Here is a 19,179-nt window from a genome sequence, read left to right as displayed (position 1 = left end):
CTGGTGCGTCCGTCGGCGAAACGGCGGTGCCGGTCGTTGGCGGCCCGGTCGCCGTCGAGCGAGATGCCGACCTTGACGCCGAACTCGTCGAAGAGCCGGTGCCGGTGGTGCACATGAGCTGCCGATAGCGCCCGATACCTCGAAGACGAGCTGAGCTCTGGCTGCGGATCGCGCGGGTGGGTCCCTGAATCGGCATCACCCCGCATACAGACAACACGATGATGCAGAAGTGAGATCACGTGAGAAATTTTCGACGAGCGGCCGTTCTTCTGTCCGGCCTGCTGCTCTCCTTATCAGCGCCGGTGCTCGCGCCAGGGGCGTCAGCGGCCGTCTCGGCGCCGACCCTCTCAGCAACGGCCGGACCGGGGGCGGACGGACCGGATCTCAGTTTCGCCAACCGTACGATCCCGCCCTACGGCCTGCCGGACTGGTCGCGCGTGGGATATCTGGGCGGCCAGACGCTGCCCGGCGATGGAGACGTGACCGACGATGCCTCCTGCCGAATCACCCCGGAACAACTCGCCTCCAAGTACAAAGTCATCGCGGACGACGGGGCCGATGACACCAGCGGGCTGCAGAGCGCGATCGACGACATCAAGAGCCAGTGCTCGCCGCAGGCCAACCTTCACCGGCTCTCGCTCATCTCGTTGCCGTCCGGGCGCATCGACGTGTCCCGGCAGATGTACGTCGATGCCAGCTTCCTGATCATGCGCGGGCAGGGCTCCGGCGAAGGCGGAACGCGACTGGTGTTCCGGCCGGACTTCAACACCCGCTACGACACGGTGAGCAACGGCCGTTGGAACCAGGACGGCATGCAGGCCGGCAGCGGCAACGACATCGGCACGGGCGGGTGGATATGGCCGGGGCGTGGCATGTTCCGGGTGCAGACCCGGGACATCGCGGATCGGTACAAGGACGACCACGCGGCGGCCCCGGCCAACCGCAAGGACATCTTCGAAGGCAGCGTCAACCAGCACTGGGTCTCCGGCATCAAGCTGTCCGCCGCGTCATACGACCCGGGGTTCTCGGCCCGGCAGGGGGACAACGTCGTCCGGCTGGCCTCGAATGCCGACATGTCGAAGTTCACGCTGGGCGGCTACGTCTGGGTGGGCGCTGCCAACAGCGTCAAGTTCTACGAGCAGCAGGGCGTCACTGACCGGAGCATGATGGAGAACCTCCACATGCGGCAGCAGATGTTCCGGGTCACCCGCATCGATACCGGGGCAAAGACGATCACGCTGGACCGCCCGCTGGAGTGGGACCTGCCGGTCGACTCCACCTCGGACGGCTCTGATTCACTCGGCGTCACGCCGTATGCCAGCAAGGTGACCCCGCTGAAGGCCGTCGAAGGGGTCGGGTTCGAGAACTTCGCCTTCACCCAGGACATGAACGGCCTGCCGAAGCTGGGCGGCGGCACGTACCAGCTGACCCCTGACCAGGCCGTGCACAACTACGGCAACATGGCGCCCGAGTACGCGATGCACGGCATCGTCTTCAAGTGGGCCGCCAACAGCTGGGCGCGCGGGCTCAACGCCACGTTGACCGGCTCGCACCCGATCGTCACGGAGAATGCGCGCAACCTGCAGATCGAGCGCAACAGCTTCGACGGCGCCTGGAACAAGGGCAGGGGCGGCAACGGCTACCTGCGCGGCAGCCGCGTGTGGGACTCGCTGTGGGCCTACAACCTCAGCCGCAACCTGCGCCACTTCACCTTCCAGTGGTCGGCCAGCGGCAACGTCGCCTTCCGCAACGACCTCGATTCGGACCTGAACCTGCACGGTGGCTGGGAGCATCACAACCTGTTCGAGCAGAACACGGTGAGGGTCCCGTACGAGCACCGCTCGGCCAACTGCCAGACCAACTGCGGCGGGGAGGGCGGCGAGGTAGATGCAGGGACCTGGTATCCGATCTGGTGGGCAGCCGGTCCCAAGGCGGTCAAGTGGTCCGGCTCCTCGGGACCGCAGAACGTCTTCTACAACAACACGCTGATCAAGCAGACAACGCCGGGGGGGCCGTTCGAGCCGTATGCGCCGTACTCGACCGGCAGCAGCGGCGCCCAGGCCGGCACCGTCTTCCAGTTCGGCTCCGACAACGCCGCCCCGCAGCGGTTCCAGCCACTGAGCCAGGACGGCCAGGCGATTCCGGACTGGACCGGCCGGGAGACCCTGGACTACCAGGGGCAGGGAGTGGTGACCCGCGTCGAGGGCAGCCGACCGTCGCTGTTCCTGCGCGACACCGGCGGCGAACTCGAACCCCGCCAGAACAACCAACGCAGAGTGATCACCTGGAACATGCAGGGCGGAGGCACCAACGGAGATTCCGGTTCCGGGTACGAGTCCAAGTACACCTTGGGACTGCGCCAGCTGGCGCAACAGAACCAGGCCGACGTCATTCTCCTGCAAGAGGCCGGCATCCCGCCCGGAGGCGCCACGTACCTGCAGAGCATCGACCAGAACGCGTTCGCCCAGTGGGACGGCTCGGCTCCCCCGGTCCGGGAGTACCAGTTCGCCGGGACGGGAAGCCGGCCGCAGGGATACCTGTACTGGCTGCACACGGACGGTTCCACCGCGAACTTGGGGGACAGTGTGAGCGGCCGGGTCAACCTGGCCATCGCGACCCGTACGCGGGTCCAGCCGCACAACGTGCACGTCGTCCCGGCAGGGTTGTTCGATGGCCGGCCCGCGCTCGGCGTCAACATCGACGGCGTCGTCTACTTCACGGTGCACGGGCTCTCGGGGAGCGGCAACGACGACCCCGGGTTGCTGCGCAACATCCGGGACCGGATGGCCACCGCTGGCCCCGGTGGGACGGCGCTGCCCTGGATCGCCCTGGGCGACTACAACCGCGCCCCGTATTCCCCAGCGGATGGCACACCGGACAGGTCTTTGTCCACAGCACTCAACCAGCAATTCCCTGGGCAGTTCACCGTTTTCGCCCCGCCGTTGCCGACGCATCCAACTCGTCTGATTCAGGACCCGAATTATGACGGCACGCCGAGAACCCTCGACTACGCGGTCACGCTTACCGGCCCCCACGTGGCTCCCACCGTCACCGGAGTAGCCCGGATCAGCGGCGAGACGCGGTCGGACCACTATCCCGTCCTGTACCAGCTCGCCAACTTGCCGAACCCCCCGGCACCTGCGGCGCAGGCGGTGCCGAACGCGCCGGTTGCGGCTGTGATGCGCAACGCCGCCACCACCAACGTGGCCGGCCCTTCCAGCAGCGACAGTCACGTGGTCAGCGACGGGCCGATCAACCAGGCCAACCTGCCGACACAGACATTCGCTCTGGCGCCCGAGCCTGAGTTCCCCGGCTACTACCGCCTGATCCACCGCGCGAGCGGCCGCTATCTGGGCCAGGAGGGCAGCGTCCGCGACGCACGGATGGTGCTGTGGCCGAACGAGGCGCGTGATCAGCTCTGGCGGCCGGTCTATCAGGGCGACGGCACGTGGACCCTGCAAAACCAGGTCACCGAGCAGTTGCTCACGGCCGTCAGCAGCGGCAACGCGCTGGCGGGCCGCGACTTCGACGGCTCGGCAGCCCAGCGCTGGTTCCTTCAGGACCCCGGCTTAGCGGCAAACGTCAAAGAGATCGCCCTGAGAGAGACGCCTCTGGTGGTCAATGTCACGGGAGGCTACACCGAGGAGGACACCCCGCTGGAACTGCACCAGGACAATGATGCGTCCAGCGAGCGGTTCACCGTGATCTACGCGGATCGAACCGGTGAGGATAACTGCTATTACCTGGCCTACGGCGGGAAGTACATCAATTCGACGGCGGGCCATCCACGAGAACCGCGCGACGGCAACAGGATCACGCTGAACGCATTCCGCCCCAACGACGACGGCTACCTGTGGTGTAGAACGCCTGACGACATGGTCGGGGAGTTCATCAGCAACCACACGGCCCCCGACGAGCGCCTCTACCTCACGGCTGACGGGGTAGGCACCCAGTTGACCATCAGTGCGCGCGGCCCCGGTCTCCCTGTGGACGTCTGGGACTGGGTGCCGGTCACCCAGTGACTGACGCGGCGCGGTGGGCCTGACGCCCGGTCGCGTGAAGACCGCGTCAGCCATGCTCACCGCCGCCGAGCAGCCGCAGCGCTCGGCTCTGCCGAGCGCTGCGGTCAGCCGACAACCAGCCCCGTCAACCACTCCTGACCAGCTGATCAACACCTCCCCCACAACGAGGGGCTCTCACATGGGCCGGGTGACGCCCAGTCGGCGGCACGCGCGTCTGATCGCGGGCGGTCGTCATGAGGGGCCTCCACGTCGTGCGCGTCAGGAAGGCCTTCAACGGCGTACCGGCCCGTCCTCGTACAAGCCCGAGGAGCCTCGGCGGCGGCCGCACGGCGACGCGGACGGGGTGACGCACAACCGAACCGGCGCTTGTGCCGGAAGCATCAGAGGCTTGTCCAAAACCCCTCGCCCGTGCGACGACCGGGCGTTTTTCATCACATCTCCGGTGAACGAGACCCTGTCTGCGATTAACGACGATTGAACGCTCGAACAGCCAACGTGACGGAGGCTAGGGTTTCGACCGGGCGCGGCGTCGACAGACGTCGGGACAACTACACACCGGGGGTCCGCGACGATGACTGGAGATCACTGGCGGTCGGGGCGCGTCGTCGATCTGATCGGTCGGCATGACGAGCGCGAGGTGCTTGAGCGGGTGGTGAACACCGTCCGCGCCGGTGAGAGTTCCGTCCTGGTCCTACGCGGCGACCCGGGGGTGGGCAAGACGGCACTGTTGGACCACCTGGCCCACCGGGCCGCCGACTGCCGGATGCTGCGCGTGGTGGGCGTGCAGTCGGAGATGGAGTTGGCCTTCGCCGGACTCCACCAGCTGTGCGCACCGCTGATGGATCGGCTGGAGCGGCCGGGTGCGCTGCCGGCGCCGCAGCAGGATGCACTGCGAGTGGCGTTGGGACTCGCCGCTGGACCGGTTCCCGACCAGTTCCTGGTGGCGTTGGGCGTTCTCGGCCTGCTGTCGGACACGGCCGGGGAACGGCCGGTGCTGTCCATCGTCGACGACCAGCAATGGCTGGACCGGGCCTCCGCGCAGACCCTGGGGTTCGTGGCACGGCGGCTGGATGCCGACCCGATCGCGTTCGTGTTCGGCACCCGCATCGCAAGCGAGGAACTGGCGGTTCTCCCGGAGCTGCACCTGACAGGGCTGAAGGCGGAGCACTCCCGGCTGCTGCTGGAGTCCGTGCTCACCGGCCCCCTGGACCCCAGGGTCCGGGACCAGATCGTGACCGAGACTCAGGGCAACCCGCTGGCACTTCTGGAACTCCTGCGCGGCACGACCCCGGCTCAGCTGGCCGGCGGCTTCGGGCTGCCGAGGGCGACAACGCTGCCGAGCCAGATCGAGGAAAGCTTCCTGCGGCAACTCGACGCGCTCCCCACCGATACCCGGCGCCTGCTGCAACTGGCCGCAGCGGACCCCTCCGGCGACCCGACACTGGTCTGGCGCGCCGCCCAGCGGCTCGGCATCCCGCTGCGTGCGGCGACCCCGGCGGCGGACGCGGGCCTGGCCGAGTTCGGCGCGCGCGTCTGGTTCCGGCACCCACTGCTGCGCTCAGCCGCTTACCGGTCCACCTCCCTGCAGGACCGCCAGGCCGTTCACCTGGCACTGGTCGAGGCGACCGACCCGGCCAGCGACCCCGACCGGCGGGCCTGGCATGCGGCCCAGGCGGCCTCCGGGCCGGACGAGGAGGTCGCAGCCGATCTCGCGCGGTCGGCTGAGCGGGCCCAGGCCCGTGGCGGACCGGCCGCGGCCGCTGCGTTTCTGGAGCGCTCCGTACTGCTCACCACCGATCCGGTCCTGCGCGTCGAGCGGATGCTGGTGGCGGCTCAGGCCAACGTGCAGGCCGGCGCATTCGCGCAAGCTCTGTACCTGCTGACAACCGCGGAAGGCGAGCAGCCGAACGAGCTGCAGCGTGCCCGCGCCGAGCTCCTGCGCGGGCACATCTGCTTCGCCTCCGGGCTGGGAAGAGAGGCTCCGCCCCTGCTGCTCAAGGCGGCCCAACGGCTGGAGCGCATCGACCTCGGCCTCGCCCGCGAGAGCTACCTCAACGCGTGGTTCGCCGCCCTGTTCGCCGGCCACATGGCGACCACCGCGAACCTGGCGGCCATCTGCCGTGCGGCCCGTCGGCTTCCGCCGGCGGGGGATCCGCAAGGAAAGGTCGTGCCTCTTCTCGACGCCCTCACCTCGCTGGTGATCGACGGACCGGTCGCCGCGGCACCGCTGCTGCGCACGGCGACCGACGCCTTCGCCCACGGCGACGTCACTCAGGAGGAAATGCTGCGGTGGGGCTCGTTCGCCCAGGCGGCCGCCATCGCCGTGTGGGACTGGGACGCCTGGCACGAACTGGTCGCGCGCCAGGCGGCGGTCGTCCGGAACGCCGGGGCGCTCGACCGGCTGCCGGTCATACTGATCGGCCTGAGTGCGATCACCGCCTGGGCCGGGGACTTCGCTGCGGCCGACGCGATGGTCACCGAGTCCGACGCCATCGCCGACGCGACCGGAAACCCCGCGGTCCCCTTCGGGAAGCTGCTGCTCCTGTGCCTGCGGGGTGACCTGGACAGAGCCGTCCCGCTGATCGAGGCCACCGTCACCGCGGCCACGGCCGGTGGACAGGGCCTCACCGCCGCCTTCGCGCACCTGGTCGCCGCGACCCTCTACAACGGCCTCGGCCGTTACAGCGAAGCGCTGGAGGCGGCCCAACGGTCCAGCGAGAGCACCCCGGGACTGTACGTCTCGCTGTGGGCACTGCCCGAACTGATCGAGGCCGCCGTGCGCAATGGGAACACTGACGCGGCTGCCCCGGCCATGGCCCTGCTGGCCGAGTCGGCACGGGCCGGCGGCTCCGACATCGGGCTGGGGATCGAGGCCCGCTGCCGCGCACTCCTCAGTGACGGCGAGACCGCCGACAGCCTTTACCGGGAAGCCGTCGAGCGGCTCTCGCGCACCCCGTACCGGCCCGACCTCGGTCGGGCCCACCTGCTCTACGGTGAGTGGCTGCGGCGCGAAGGCCGACGCACCGATGCCCGCACCCACTTGCGCGCCGCTCACGATCTGTTGACCGGCCTCGGCGCCCACGCGTTCACCGAACGCGCCGAACGGGAGCTACGGGCCACTGGCGAACACGCCCGCAAACGCACCGTGGCGAGCACCGACACCCTGACCCCGCAAGAGGCCCTCATCGCCCGTCTCGCCCGCGACGGCCGCACCAATGCGGAAATCGGCGTCCAGCTGTTCATCAGCGCCCGCACCGTCGAATGGCACCTCCGCAAGATCTTCACCAGACTCGGCATCACCTCCCGCCGCGAACTCGCCACGACACTGGACCAGCTGGACCGCACAGAGCCGTCCGAGTAGCCGCAGGCCAGAGCAGCGGCCGCCGCGGTCGGTCACGACGCGCAAGACGGTCTGCATCGACAACTCCCGCCGCTACACCCATGAGCACACCCCGGCGGTCACACTCCAGCGCAGCCTGCTGCCGAAGAGCCTGCCCGAGCGGTCCGCCGTCAAGGTGGCCTCCCGCTATCTGCCCGCCCAGGGCGGTGGCGGCGGAGACGTCCGGTGCCGGTGCCCCCTGGGGATGTCTCAGAGCCTGTCGGGTGGCTGATCATGTGCAATGCGTGACGGTCGTGATCTGCCTTCCGGGCATGGCGACGGCCCCGGAATGATCACGTGGTGAGTGCCAGTGCGACAACTCCGAGGCCGTCAGCGGCCCATGCTGTCCGTCCAGCCTGACCGATGAGATGTGGGAGATCATCCAGCCGCTCCTTCCCGACCGGTTGGTGCTCGACTCGGTGTTCTACGTGCTGCGGTCGGGCTGCCAGTGGCGAATACTTCCGCGCGATCTGATGCCCTGGGACGCGGCCCACCGCTGGTTCACCAAGTGGCGCCGGGACGACACCTGGGACACCGCGTCCACGACGAGCTTCCGGGAACTGCGCCAGCGGCTGCGCGACCTCCCCAGCTCTGATGCCGACGATCGTGGCTACCGGCGGCCGCGCTACCTCCGCTACGCGGACGACACCCTTTTCGGGTTTGCCGGTCCCAAGGCTGGGAGACCCTGAACTACCAGGGGGCGGTTGGGCCAGTTCGCAGAATCGAGCAGGGCGACGACGGGGTTCGAGTGGAGATCCTTCACGTCATCGCGCGAGCCCCTGGCGTAAAGACCTCGGATCTGATGGCGGCGGGGCCGCCGGAACCGCCAACCCGGCGACCCTTCCCAGCCACTCCCTGTAGAACCGGGAACGCCCCTGAGCCCAAACCTCCTTGTTCAGGCCGCTCCTTCATTGCAGCGTGTGGACCAGTCGGCCAAAGATCCGGACCAGGCACGGACCAACCGCGCCGATATTTACCAAAATGACGATTCCCGCAGGTCAGCAGGGACGCAATGCATGTACCACCAGCAGACGAAGAATCTGCTGGGACGAACGCGCACCAAGCGCAGGCGCAACACCTCGTCCGTGCCGCAGAGCCGAGTGGCAAAGCCGGGTCGGCCTCTCGGTCAGGTCGCCACCACGCAACGGCCCTGAGCCGATCAGCCCCAAGATGTCCTACTTCAACGGAGCGTAGTCAGCACCAAGTCAGCACGGGAGGGGTGAACACGGGTGATGACGTGGGCTTTTAGTCAGCACCAAACCAGCACGGGACTCAGCACCGCACCGCCAAATCACCCCGAACTACGCGTCCCGGACGGCACTCGTTTCGACCGCCTTCGAGTCGCTGAACCGCCCTTCCGCGAGCCGGCATAGTAGCCGCACGCATAGCCAACCCTCGAACTATGTTGCCCCACCACATGTGCGCCTGACCTGCATGTTTCTACGGTGTGCCGACACGTACCCGTCCCCACCGCACACGAGGAAGTGGCGCCCATGGCCTCCGCAGCAACCGCTCCCCCACCCCCCGCCAGCCTCAAACGCATCGTCGCCGCGAGCCTCATCGGCACCACCATCGAGTGGTACGACTTCTTTCTCTACGGGTCAGCAGCCGCTCTGGTCTTCAACAGGCTGTTCTTCCCCGACTCCGACCCGCTCGTCGGAACGCTCCTCTCCTTCCTCACCTATGCGGTCGGCTTCGCCGCCCGGCCGCTCGGTGCCCTGGTCTTCGGGCACTACGGCGACCGGCTCGGTCGCAAGAAGCTGCTGGTGCTGAGCCTGCTGCTGATGGGAGGTGCGACCTTCGCCATCGGGCTGCTGCCCACGCATGCCACCGTCGGCGCCGCCGCTCCCGTACTGCTGACAGTGCTGCGCCTGGTGCAGGGCTTCGCCCTCGGCGGCGAGTGGGGCGGGGCCGTACTGCTGGTGTCGGAGCACGGGGATGCGAAGCGGCGCGGGTTCTGGGCCTCCTGGCCGCAGACCGGGGCGCCGGCCGGGCAGTTGCTCGCCACCGGAGTGCTCTCCGCCCTCACCGCGCTGATGTCGGACTCGGCCTTCGGGGCGTGGGGCTGGCGTATCCCGTTCCTGCTCTCCGGTGTGCTGGTGGCCGTCGGCTTGTGGATACGTCTCTCTGTCGATGAATCGCCGGTGTTCAAGGCGGCGTTGGAGCGGGCCGAGGAGCGCAAGGCGGCTGCGGCGGCCACCGAGAAGATGCCGCTCGTCGCCGTGCTGCGGCACCACTGGCGGGATGTACTCATCGCCATGGGCGCCAGGATGGCGGAGAACATCAGCTACTACGTGATCACCGCGTTCATCCTCGTCTACGCGACGACGGCCGCCGACCTGAGCAAGCAGACGGCGCTGAACGCCGTACTCATCGCCTCCGCCATCCACTTCATGGTCATCCCGATGTGGGGTGCGCTGTCGGACCGGATCGGCCGCAAACCCGTCTATCTGATCGGGGCGGTCGGTGTGGGGCTGTGGATGTTCCCGTTCTTCGCACTGATCGACAGCCGCAGCTTCGGCAGCCTGCTGCTCGCCGTCACGGTCGGGCTGATCCTCCACGGGGCGATGTACGCACCGCAGGCGGCCTTCTTCTCGGAGATGTTCGCGACCCGGATGCGGTACTCGGGTGCGTCGATCGGTGCGCAGTTCTCATCGGTCGCGGCCGGTGCTCCGGCGCCGCTCATCGCCACCGCGCTGCTCGCGGACTACCACACCTCGACACCGATCTCGCTGTACGTCATCGCCGCGGCGCTCATCACCGTGCTGGCGGTCGTGTGCGCCAAGGAGACCCGCCACCGGGATCTCACGGACATCGAGGCGACGGCGGAGCCGGACGCGCCCGCGGTGCTGCCCGCCGATGCCCGTACCGCCTGAGTTCCGGTGGCCGGACGGGCCGGGAAACCGGCCCGTCCGGCCACGGTGCGTGTACTACCGCGTCACGACTGGACCGTCGGGTCAAACCAGGTCGGTTCGTCGGTCAGGGACTGCTTGATCCGCAAGTGACCGAACTCGTTCAGCGGCGGCAGGGCGTCGAGCGGGAACCAGTCCACCTCCAGGGACTCATCGTCATTGACGCGCGCCTCACCGCCGGTCGCCCTGCAGCGGAAGGTGATGTCCATGAACTGGCACCGGTCGCCATTGGCGTACTGCACGGGGTTCAGCGCCTGGGTGAGCACCACCCGCTCCGCCACACAGTGCACGGCGGTCTCCTCGTACACCTCGCGCACCGCCGTCGTCGCGGGCTGCTCCCCCGGCTCGCAGATGCCTCCGATGAGCGCCCACTTGCCGGTGTCGGAGCGTCTGCCGAGCAGTACCCTGCCCTCGTCGTCGAAGACCACGGCGGTGACGCCCGGCAGCAGGAGCAGCTGTGTGCCCGCCGTGGCACGGATTTCACGGATGAAGTCAGGAATGGCCATGCGCCGACCCTACGTGGCCCATGCCGGCGTTCAGCGTCCTCGGCGCGCCCGTACCGATCTGACGGTCGCCCAGCCCAGTCCCGCTGCGGCGATCAGCACGAGCAGCCCCTCGGGGAGCGTGCCCAGCCGGGTCGCGGGGGTCAGCGACGAGCGCAGCGGCACCTTGTCCACCAGCGCGTCCGGGGTGAACATCTTCGTCTGCTGGGCGATCGTCCCGTCCGGGCGGATGACCGCGCTGACGCCGCTGGTGACGGGGACGACGACGGACCGACTGTGTTCCACGGCCCGCACCCGGCTCATCGCCAGCTGCTGGTACGTCATCTCGCTGCGTCCGAAGGTGGCGTTGTTGCTGGGGACCGCGATCAGCTGGCTGCCGTGTTCGACCGTGTCCCGTACGGCGTCGTCGAACGCGGCCTCGTAGCAGGTGACGAGCCCCACCTTGGTGCCCGCGAGGTCGAACACGCCGACCTTCTTGCCCGGTCCGAAGTCGCGCTGCACCCGGTCGACGTCGGAGCTGAAGATGCGTACGAAGGAACGCATCGGCATGTACTCGCCGAACGGCTGGATATGGCGCTTGTCGTACGTGGCGACGGGGCCGCCCGACGGGTCCCACTGGATGAGGGTGTTGCGCAGCTTGCCGGTGTCGGGCTCGATGACCGCGCCGACCACGGTGGGGGCGTTGATCGCCTTCACCGCTTCGTCGATGACGATCCGCGCGTCGGCATTGCGGTAGGGGTCGAGGTCGGAGGAGTTCTCGGGCCACAGCACGAAGTCGGGCTGCGGTACCTTGCCCGCCTTCACCTCGCTGGCGAGCTGTTCGGTGCGACGTGCGTGGTTGTCAAGAACGGCGCGGCGCTGCGCGTTGAAGTCGAGTCCGAGGCGCGGCACATTGCCCTGGATCGCGGCGACGGTCGCGGTTCCGTCCTCCGCCGAGTCGTCGACGAGCGGGCGCACGGCCAACGCCCCGGCCAGGGGTACGAGGACGGTCGCGGCCGCGGCGGAGACCGCGGCGCGGGGGATCCGACCCGTGCTGCGGTATGTGCGGAAGGAACGCACCGCTTCGAACAGCCCGAAGCCGCACAGCACCACCGCGAACGAGAGCAGCGGCGTGCCGCCCACCGCCGCGAGCGGCAGGAACACGCTGTCGGCCTGCCCGAAGGCGATCTTGCCCCAGGGGAACCCGCCGAACGGCACCCGGGCCCGGACCGCCTCGTCCAGGGCCCAGACCGCGGCGGCCCAGACCGGCCACCACGCGAGCCGGGACACGGCGGCGACCCCGATGCAGCCCACGGCGACGAACAGCCCTTCGGCGGCGGCGAGCGCCAGCCACGGCACCGGACCGACCTCCTCGCCCGTCCAGTGCAGCAGCGGCAGCATGAAGCCGAGCCCGGCGAGCAGGCCGAGGCCGAATCCGGCGCGCAGCCGACGGCTGTGCAGAACCCAGCCGAGCAGCGCGAAACCGGGCAGAACCAGCCACCACAACGGTCGGGGCGGGAAGCTCAGATACAACAGCACACCCGACAGCACGGCCGCGGTCGGCCGTGCGAGCCGCGGCAGGAATCGTCTCTCCCGCGGCTGAGTGGCGGAGGGCTGCGGGTCGTGGACTGGGCTGATGGTGGCGCTCACCCGGCGGAGTCTACGGTGGTGAGGCGAGCGCGGGGCAGGCCCGGGGCGATACCGGAATGCATTCGGAATGCTTCGTGCCGGATCGTTCCTGCGCATTTCCTCCACAAACCCGCACCACTGCCATTACCGTGTGCGCCAGTCCCCCGCCGACCGGCCGGATCCGGCCGTCGTGGACGGGACGGTCACAGTTCGGGGGGTCGGACACGATGGCTGCACAGACGGGCCGGTACGGGGCTCGGGAAGGCGGCAACGCGTCCGATGCCGCCGGAGCCGTGATCCTCGCCGCCTGCGCGATCTGGTCCCTGATCAGCGCGGCCGGACGGGAGTCCAGGCCGGAGGGTGTGCTGCTGGCACTGCTGGCCGTCGCCGCAGGGTTCGTCTGCGGCCGGATCTGCGGCACGCTGCTGCCGGTGGCCACCGCGGCGGTCGCCGCCGTCGCCGCTCTCGCCCTGGCGCTCGCCTCGCGCGGTGGTATGCCGGGCGCCACCGCCGCTGCCGACGTCGCGCCCGGTCACACCGGGGCGGCGGCCGCGCTGCTGGTACTGGCCGCCGGCGCCGCCTGCTGTGCGGCCGCGGCAGCCCGCCGGGCACCGGTGCGTCTCACGCTGCGACTGCTCGCGCTCGGCACCGCTTGTGCCGCGTCGGCCCTGCACTCGGTGGCCGGATTCATCACGGCGTTCGGGGTGCTGCTCAGTTCATTGGCCGCGGTCAGGATGCGCCGCAGACTGCTCGGTCTGACCGGGCTGGCGCTGGTCACGGCGCTGGTCGTCGGTACGTCATGGGCGGTGGCCGAGGATGCGCTGCCCGACGGGCTGATGGTCTCTCTGGAGGGGCAGCTCACCCGGAACCGGGTGCTGCTCTGGCAGGACGCGGTGGATCTCGCCGAGGAGCATCCGCTGCTGGGCATCGGCCCCGGCCGGTTCGCCGAGCTCAGCCCCACCGCCCAGCAGACCCTGCGGTCGGACGGGAAACCCCACTCGGCGCCACTGCAGCAGGCCGCCGACCAGGGGATCGTGGGGGTGGCTCTGCTGGGGGCGGCGTTCGGCTGGCTGCTGTACGTGCTGTGGCGATCACCCCGCGCCACGGCGGTCGTCCTGACGGCGGGCGCCGCGCTCACCGCGTTGGCGGCACTGGCGAGTATCGGGAACGCGCTGAGCTTCACGCCGGTGACGGCGGGCGTGGGGCTGCTCGCGGGGCTGGCCTCGGCCCGGCAGCCGATCGGGGACGGCACGCCGGGCACATCCGGTACGGAGAGTGACGAGGCTGCGGACCGTGCCGCGTACGGGACGGGGCCCGCGGCCGGACGCCGTCCGCGGGCCGGTCGCACCCCCCTCTGACGGGTGCCGCACTGCTGACCGCTCAGGCCCCGGCCGCCGTGTCGGCCGCCGGCAGGTGGAGCCGTTCGCGGATGAACCGTACGCCCTCTTCCGCATCGTCCACCGTCACGGTGAACGTCCTGCCGTCGCCGAGCTTGAGCACCAGGCCCTCTCCCCTGCGGACCACCACGGCCGTCCCCTGCTCGGGGCGCCAGCGGTAGCCCCAGCCGCCCCAGTGGCGGGGGGTGACCCGGGGGACGAACTCGGCCCCGACCACATGGGTGAGCTGGATCCGTCGGCGCGGCAGACCCATGTGGCCGCAGCGCACTTCCAGGGCGTCTCCGTCGACCCGCACGGCCACGTTCACAAAGGCGAGCGTCCCGAACAGCATGAGCAGTCCGGCCGCCACGCAGCCGATCACCGACATCAGCAGAGGGGCGATACCGGAGGTCCAGTCGGAGGTCACGGCGAGCTCGATACCCAGTGCCAGGCACGCCGCACCGACTGCGGCGAGCACCCACTGCGCCTTGTTGGTGGCCCGGCCGGTCCAGACGGCGGGAGCCGCCTCGGCGCCGGTCTCGCTCGGTTTCCGGGGGTGGTCCCTCATGCCAGCAGGGTACTCAGAATCCGGGCATACGGGATGGGCCCAACGGCCCTCACCGCGTCGACGGCGGCTCAGCGGGCGGGGCTGACGGCTGCCAGCAGTTGCCCCTCGGCGTAGGTCAGGGCGGCTTCCGGCAGCTCGGCATCACGGCCGCTCAGGAGCACGGTGAGAGAGGTGGCAGGCTCGGCCGACGGGGCGGGTGCGACCCCGATCCGGCGCAGCGCCTGGGCGGCGACGGCCCCGGCGGAGCCGTGCAGTGCTATGGGCGGCAGGCCGGGCTGCTGTACGGCGGCACGGATCCGTTCGGCGACCAGTTCGTAATGGGTGCAGCCGAGAACGACGGCTCGTACGCCCGGTGGAGTGAGCGCGGCGGCGGCAGCGACGGCACGGTCGATCGCGGCTTCGTCCGCGTTCTGCACGGCGTCGGCGAGACCGGGGCAGGGGACTTCGGTGACGTCGACGGAGCCGGCGAATTCGCGGATGAGTCCGCGCTGGTAGGGACTGCCCGTCGTGGCGGGGGTCGCCCAGACGGCGACGGGTCCGCCGCCGGCCGCGGCCGGCTTGATCGCGGGAACGGTGCCGATGACGGGCAGCGTGGGTTCCAGCGCGGCACGGAGCGCCGGCAGGGCGTGTACGGAGGCGGTGTTGCAGGCGACGATCAGTGCGTCGGGCCGGTGGGCGGCGGCCGCGCGGGCCACGGCCAGCGCGTGCACGGTCAGGTCCTGCGGTGTCCGCGGACCCCACGGCATGCCGTCGGGGTCGGAGGAGAGCACCAGATCGGCGTCGGGCCTCAGCCGACGTACCGCGGCGGCCGCCGGGAGCAGGCCGATTCCTGAGTCCATGAGCGCGATCTTCACCCGGTCACCATAGTCGACCGCCCTTGCGGTCTCGTCGGAGTGGGGCAGACTGCGGCGAATGAGCGCCGTTGCCTGGATCGCCGTGGGTTCGCTGGCCGCATGGGTGTGGCTGCTGCTGGGACAGGGGTTCTTCTGGCGGACCGACCAGCGGCTGCCTCGGCGTGCTGGGCCGGACCACTGGCCGTCGGTCGCGATCGTCGTGCCCGCGCGTGACGAAGCCGACATGCTGCCGGTGAGCCTGCCGTCGCTGCAGGCGCAGGACTATCCGGGGGCAGCGGAGATCTTCCTGGTCGACGACTGCAGTAAGGACGGCACCGGTGATCTCGCCCGTGCGCTGTCCGTGCGGTACGGCGGGCTGCCGGTGACGGTGGTCTCTCCCGGGGAGCCGGAGTCCGGCTGGACGGGCAAGCTCTGGGCCGTACGGCACGGGATCGCGCTCGCGCGGGCCCGGGAGCCGGCGCCGGAGTTTCTGCTGCTCACGGACGCGGACATCGCGCATGAGCCGGACAGTCTGCGGGAGCTGGTCGCCACCGCCTGTTCCGGTGGGTTCGATCTGGTCTCGCAGATGGCCCGGCTGCGGGTGGCGAGCGCCTGGGAGCGCCTTGTCGTGCCGGCGTTCGTGTACTTTTTCGCGCAGCTCTATCCGTTCCGGTGGGTGAACCGGGCGAAGGCACGGACCGCGGCCGCGGCGGGCGGCTGTGTTCTGCTGCGGACCGGGGCCGCCGAACGGGCGCGGGTTCCGGAGTCCATCCGGCAGGCGGTCATCGACGACGTGTCGCTGGCGCGTGCGGTGAAGCGCAGCGGCGGGCGGATCTGGCTGGGGCTCGCGGAGCGGGTGGACAGTGTGCGGCCGTATCCCCGGCTCGCGGATCTGTGGCGGATGGTCTCGCGCAGCGCGTACGCACAGTTGCGGCACAACCCGGTTCTGCTCATCGGTACGGTGCTGGGTCTCGCGCTCGTCTATCTCGCCCCACCGGTCACGCTGGCGGCAGGGCTGCTGGGCAGCGATCGGCCGGCGGCGTGGGCAGGTGGCGCGGCGTGGGCGGTGATGGCGGGGACGTACATGCCGATGCTCGGCTACTACCGGCAGTCGATGTGGCTCGCTCCGTTGCTGCCGTTCACCGCCGTGCTGTATCTGCTGATGACGGTGGATTCGGCAGTGCAGCACCACCGCGGCCGCGGCGCGGCCTGGAAGGGACGCACCTACGCCCGTCCCGAGGCCGCACCGGACCGATGAGCGGAGGGAACACGGGTCCGTCCGCAGTAACGGCCCCGGACGGACCGGGGGTCATTTACGGCCGGGTGTCCAACTCATCCCCCACCCATAGGCGTAGTCGATGGTGCGCTGCGGACTCACCCCGCGTTCGGGTACGAGATAGCGGGCTTCGCGCTGCACGGTGAGGTCTCCCCCGTTGTTGGTGATGAGTGCGAGTGCGCAGACGGTGGAGGGAACGGTGCATTCGTCGAGTGAGAAGTCGATCGGGGCGCCGTGCTGCGGCTGCAGGGTGACGGTCGCATGCAGATCGGCGAAACTCCGGGCGCCTTCATAGATGGTGACGAAGATCAGGACTCGGCGGAGCCGGTCCTTGTGGTCGAGGTCGATGGTCAGGTTCTCGCCGGTGGAGACGGCGCCGGTGCGGTCGTCCCCATCGAGATGGATGTATGGGGGCTGCCCGAGAGCACCGAAGGCGTTTCCGAGGGCCTGCACAACTCCCTTCCTGCCGTCGGTCAGTTCGTAGAGGGCGCAGAGATCAAGATCGAGATCCGTGTGGTTGGCGACGGCCCTGCCGAGTTTGCTGCCCCAGCTCTTGAACTGTTTGCGCACTTGCCAGTTGAGATTGACGCGCATGACTCCTGACGTGCCGCCCTGTTTGGCGAGGGAGACGGACGGCGCGTCTTTGGTGAGTGTCACCTTGGAGAGCCGGACGGGCTGGGGGGACGGCGCGGGCGGCGCGACAGGGGGCGCTGGGGGTGCCGTCGGCGTGGCAGCCCGGGGCTGGGCGTGCGGGGGGAACCGGGGCGGGGGCGGCAGGTCAACTCGCGTTGCCGCTTGCGGTTGTTGAGATTGAAGAGGCTGGTGCGATTGCTGAGGCTGTTGGGGTTGCTGGGGCTCGTCGACGGAAATGCCGAAGTCCGTGGCGAGACCTTCGAGGCCGCTGCTGTATCCCTGCCCCACGGCGCGGAATTTCCAGGCGCCCTGCCGCCGGTAGAGCTCACCGAGAATGAACGCGGTCTCCACCGTCGCGTCCGCACTGTCGAAGCGCGCGATCTCCGAGTCGTTCGACATGTCCGTGATCCGTACGTACAGGGCTGACACCCGCCCGAAGCTGCCACCGTCCGCGGAGGCGGCCAGGACGATGCGCTCGATGACGGGCTCCACCCGCGTCAGATCCACCGCAAGGCTGTCCGTGACACCGCCGGCGGCGTTCCGTTTGCCCTCATGACGCACCGCGCCGGAGCCATGCACCGGCTGGTTGTAAAAGACGAAGTCCGCATCGCTGCGCACTTTTCCCGACACGAGAAGGAGCGCCGATGCATCCACGTCCGGCGTCCCCGGGGCGGTACGCCACCCCAATTCGACCCGCACGGCCTGGGCCGCCACTGGAACATTGGCTCCTTTTTGCATGGTCATGCTCGCCCCCATCAAGAGTCCGGCTGCCGAAGACTTTTCCGTGCCAACCTAATATCCGCACCCTGCCACAGGGCCCACAGTCGCGCCGGTCCCCGTCCGGCGATCCGCCGGTAACCCCCCGCGAGCCGGCGACGCCCGCAACGAGGCCTCGGCGCCCGGGCAGCCCCGGTGGTGCGACGCAGACCTGGACTAGGCCGTCGCCCAACGACGCTGCGCTGCTGACCTGGGACGAACGGCGCGCCCGACAGATCCGGGACCGGCTGGCGCCAGACCGCCGTTTTCTGGATCACCAGCCAGGCAGACGTGCCGTGGACGGGCCCCCATCAAGCCGGATCGGTGGCCCGTCTCAACCGGCGATGCGCGGGAGTTGACCAGCTCGTGGGCCGGCACCGGGCCTGCCGGACTGCCGGGCGGTCTGGAGGCGGCCGAGCTGTGGGAGCTCATCACCCGCCTGCCCGAGAAGTGGCAGGCGGTCGTCCGTATGACGACTGGGCGCGGCTTGTGCCGCATCTGCCGAAATCTGAGACCGCGTTTGAGATCTGGCAGGGGACGATCCCTCGGTGACTCGACCCCTGAACCGTGACCGCTCCCTTGAGGAGCTGGAGGACGACCGTCGGCCGGCCCCGTCGGCCGACGCGACTCGCCTTGTGGCGACCGCGCACGCGCTTCGGCGCAAGCCGATCGGCGAGCTGACAGTTGAGGGCATGAGGCTGCTGATCAGGCAGAACGAGGGCCTGCTCTACCTCCTGCCGCCGGCGTTGGAGGTCCCGCGGCGGGATCCGATGGCCGCCCAGCTGTCAGGCAAACGACGAACCCCACCAAGAAACGATCTTGGTGGGGTTGATGGTCAAGCTCAGAAGATGAGCTTCCAGTTGTCGATGTAGCCCGTGTCGCCGCGGTACGCGTCCCGGACCTGGAGCCTCCAGGTGCCGTTGGCGACCTGGCTGGAGGCGTCCACCGTGTAGGTGTCGTTCACGTTGTCGGCCGAGTCGGACACGTTGCTCTTCTTCAGCGGGTACAGCGTGCCGTCGGGGGCGACCAGGTCGATGACCAGGTCACCGCGGTAGGTGTGCTTGATGTCCACGTCCACCTTGAGGTCGCTCGGCGCCTGGCCCGAGAGCCCGGTGACGTCAATGTCCGAGAAGACCGCGGCGCCCGCGTCCGGGACCGGCACCTTGGTGGTGTTCTCGAAGATGCCCCTGGCGACGTACCAGGTGAAGGTCGCCGTGTTGATGCCGTGCATGGAGCCTCTGACGGTGACGGTGACGTCGCTGGTGCCCAGCGTGGTGGGGGTGCCGGTGATGAGGCCGGTGGTGTGGTTGATG

General features: G+C 69.5%; 12 protein-coding genes and 1 pseudogene. 7 read left to right on the top strand and 6 right to left on the bottom strand.

Features of this window, described 5'->3' with window-relative positions; translation table 11 throughout:
- The first annotated feature begins 239 nt into the window (after positions 1 to 239).
- The 4 genes and pseudogenes from AB0915_RS32375 (at position 240) to AB0915_RS32360 (ending at position 10,277) form a co-directional block, all read left to right on the top strand.
- Positions 240 to 4,022 carry an RICIN domain-containing protein gene (locus AB0915_RS32375; RefSeq protein WP_366694462.1) on the top strand — a complete coding sequence of 1,261 codons (3,783 nt, stop codon included), beginning with the start codon at positions 240 to 242 and terminating at the stop codon, positions 4,020 to 4,022.
- Between the two features lie 571 nt (positions 4,023 to 4,593).
- Positions 4,594 to 7,383: an AAA family ATPase gene (locus tag AB0915_RS32370; protein WP_366694461.1), complete on the top strand. Its 2,790-nt coding sequence runs from the start codon at positions 4,594 to 4,596 to the stop codon at positions 7,381 to 7,383.
- Positions 7,384 to 7,769: 386 nt separating this feature from the next.
- Positions 7,770 to 7,880, top strand: a pseudogene (locus AB0915_RS32365) (transposase); the annotation flags it as partial.
- A 1,014-nt stretch (positions 7,881 to 8,894) separates the two neighbouring features.
- Positions 8,895 to 10,277 (top strand): MFS transporter, encoded by a 1,383-nt coding sequence (locus tag AB0915_RS32360; protein WP_366694460.1) that lies wholly within the window; start codon positions 8,895 to 8,897, stop codon positions 10,275 to 10,277.
- 62 nt (positions 10,278 to 10,339) lie between these two features.
- On the opposite strand, the gene AB0915_RS32355 is transcribed toward AB0915_RS32360, so the two are convergent.
- On the bottom strand, positions 10,340 to 10,819 hold the full coding sequence (locus tag AB0915_RS32355; RefSeq protein ID WP_366694459.1) for an NUDIX domain-containing protein: 480 nt from the start codon (positions 10,817 to 10,819) through the stop codon (positions 10,340 to 10,342).
- A 30-nt stretch (positions 10,820 to 10,849) separates the two neighbouring features.
- Entirely contained in the window at positions 10,850 to 12,376 is a 1,527-nt protein-coding gene (gene lnt, locus AB0915_RS32350) for an apolipoprotein N-acyltransferase (protein ID WP_366694463.1), read from the bottom strand.
- Positions 12,377 to 12,651: 275 nt separating this feature from the next.
- On the opposite strand from lnt, the gene AB0915_RS32345 reads away from it, so the two are divergent.
- A complete protein-coding gene (locus AB0915_RS32345; protein WP_366694458.1) occupies positions 12,652 to 13,782 on the top strand; it encodes an O-antigen ligase family protein in 1,131 nt (376 codons plus the stop codon).
- A 22-nt stretch (positions 13,783 to 13,804) separates the two neighbouring features.
- Here the strand turns inward: AB0915_RS32345 and AB0915_RS32340 are convergent, their stop codons facing one another.
- Together AB0915_RS32340 and AB0915_RS32335 are read right to left on the bottom strand one after the other, a co-directional pair.
- Positions 13,805 to 14,368, bottom strand: coding sequence for a hypothetical protein (locus AB0915_RS32340; RefSeq protein ID WP_366694457.1), 564 nt, complete (start codon positions 14,366 to 14,368; stop codon positions 13,805 to 13,807).
- 68 nt (positions 14,369 to 14,436) lie between these two features.
- Positions 14,437 to 15,222, bottom strand: a complete 786-nt coding sequence (locus AB0915_RS32335; protein ID WP_366694456.1) for an aspartate/glutamate racemase family protein — start codon at positions 15,220 to 15,222, stop codon at positions 14,437 to 14,439.
- Between the two features lie 58 nt (positions 15,223 to 15,280).
- Between AB0915_RS32335 and AB0915_RS32330 the strand changes: the two genes are divergently transcribed.
- Entirely contained in the window at positions 15,281 to 16,459 is a 1,179-nt protein-coding gene (locus tag AB0915_RS32330; RefSeq protein ID WP_366694455.1) for a glycosyltransferase, read from the top strand.
- A gap of 51 nt (positions 16,460 to 16,510) precedes the next feature.
- Here the strand turns inward: AB0915_RS32330 and AB0915_RS32325 are convergent, their stop codons facing one another.
- A complete protein-coding gene (locus AB0915_RS32325) occupies positions 16,511 to 17,866 on the bottom strand; it encodes a TerD family protein (RefSeq protein WP_366694454.1) in 1,356 nt (451 codons plus the stop codon).
- A gap of 548 nt (positions 17,867 to 18,414) precedes the next feature.
- Here AB0915_RS32325 and AB0915_RS32320 point away from each other — a divergent pair.
- Positions 18,415 to 18,738, top strand: a complete 324-nt coding sequence (locus tag AB0915_RS32320) for a contact-dependent growth inhibition system immunity protein (protein ID WP_366694453.1) — start codon at positions 18,415 to 18,417, stop codon at positions 18,736 to 18,738.
- On the opposite strand, the gene AB0915_RS32315 is transcribed toward AB0915_RS32320, so the two are convergent.
- A partial coding sequence (locus AB0915_RS32315) for a proprotein convertase P-domain-containing protein (RefSeq protein WP_366694452.1) occupies positions 18,708 to 19,179 on the bottom strand: 472 nt, incomplete at its 5' end. The two genes, AB0915_RS32320 and AB0915_RS32315, sit on opposite strands and share 31 nt — an antisense overlap.

The organism is Streptomyces sp. NPDC048411, from assembly GCF_040704695.1.
Lineage (GTDB): Bacteria > Actinomycetota > Actinomycetes > Streptomycetales > Streptomycetaceae > Streptomyces.
The sequence above is the reverse complement of the archived record's forward strand: the minus strand, read 5'-3'. Positions and strand labels throughout refer to the sequence as shown.

Excerpts from the sequence above, each read along its gene's own strand:
- AB0915_RS32370 (WP_366694461.1), top strand. The coding sequence starts at position 4,594 with ATGACTGGAGATCACTGGCGGTCGGGGCGCGTCGTCGATCTGATCGGT.
- AB0915_RS32360 (WP_366694460.1), top strand. The coding sequence starts at position 8,895 with ATGGCCTCCGCAGCAACCGCTCCCCCACCCCCCGCCAGCCTCAAACGC.
- AB0915_RS32355 (WP_366694459.1), bottom strand. The coding sequence starts at position 10,819 with ATGGCCATTCCTGACTTCATCCGTGAAATCCGTGCCACGGCGGGCACA.
- AB0915_RS32345 (WP_366694458.1), top strand. The coding sequence starts at position 12,652 with ATGGCTGCACAGACGGGCCGGTACGGGGCTCGGGAAGGCGGCAACGCG.
- AB0915_RS32340 (WP_366694457.1), bottom strand. The coding sequence starts at position 14,368 with ATGAGGGACCACCCCCGGAAACCGAGCGAGACCGGCGCCGAGGCGGCT.
- AB0915_RS32330 (WP_366694455.1), top strand. The coding sequence starts at position 15,281 with ATGAGCGCCGTTGCCTGGATCGCCGTGGGTTCGCTGGCCGCATGGGTG.
- AB0915_RS32325 (WP_366694454.1), bottom strand. The coding sequence starts at position 17,866 with ATGGGGGCGAGCATGACCATGCAAAAAGGAGCCAATGTTCCAGTGGCG.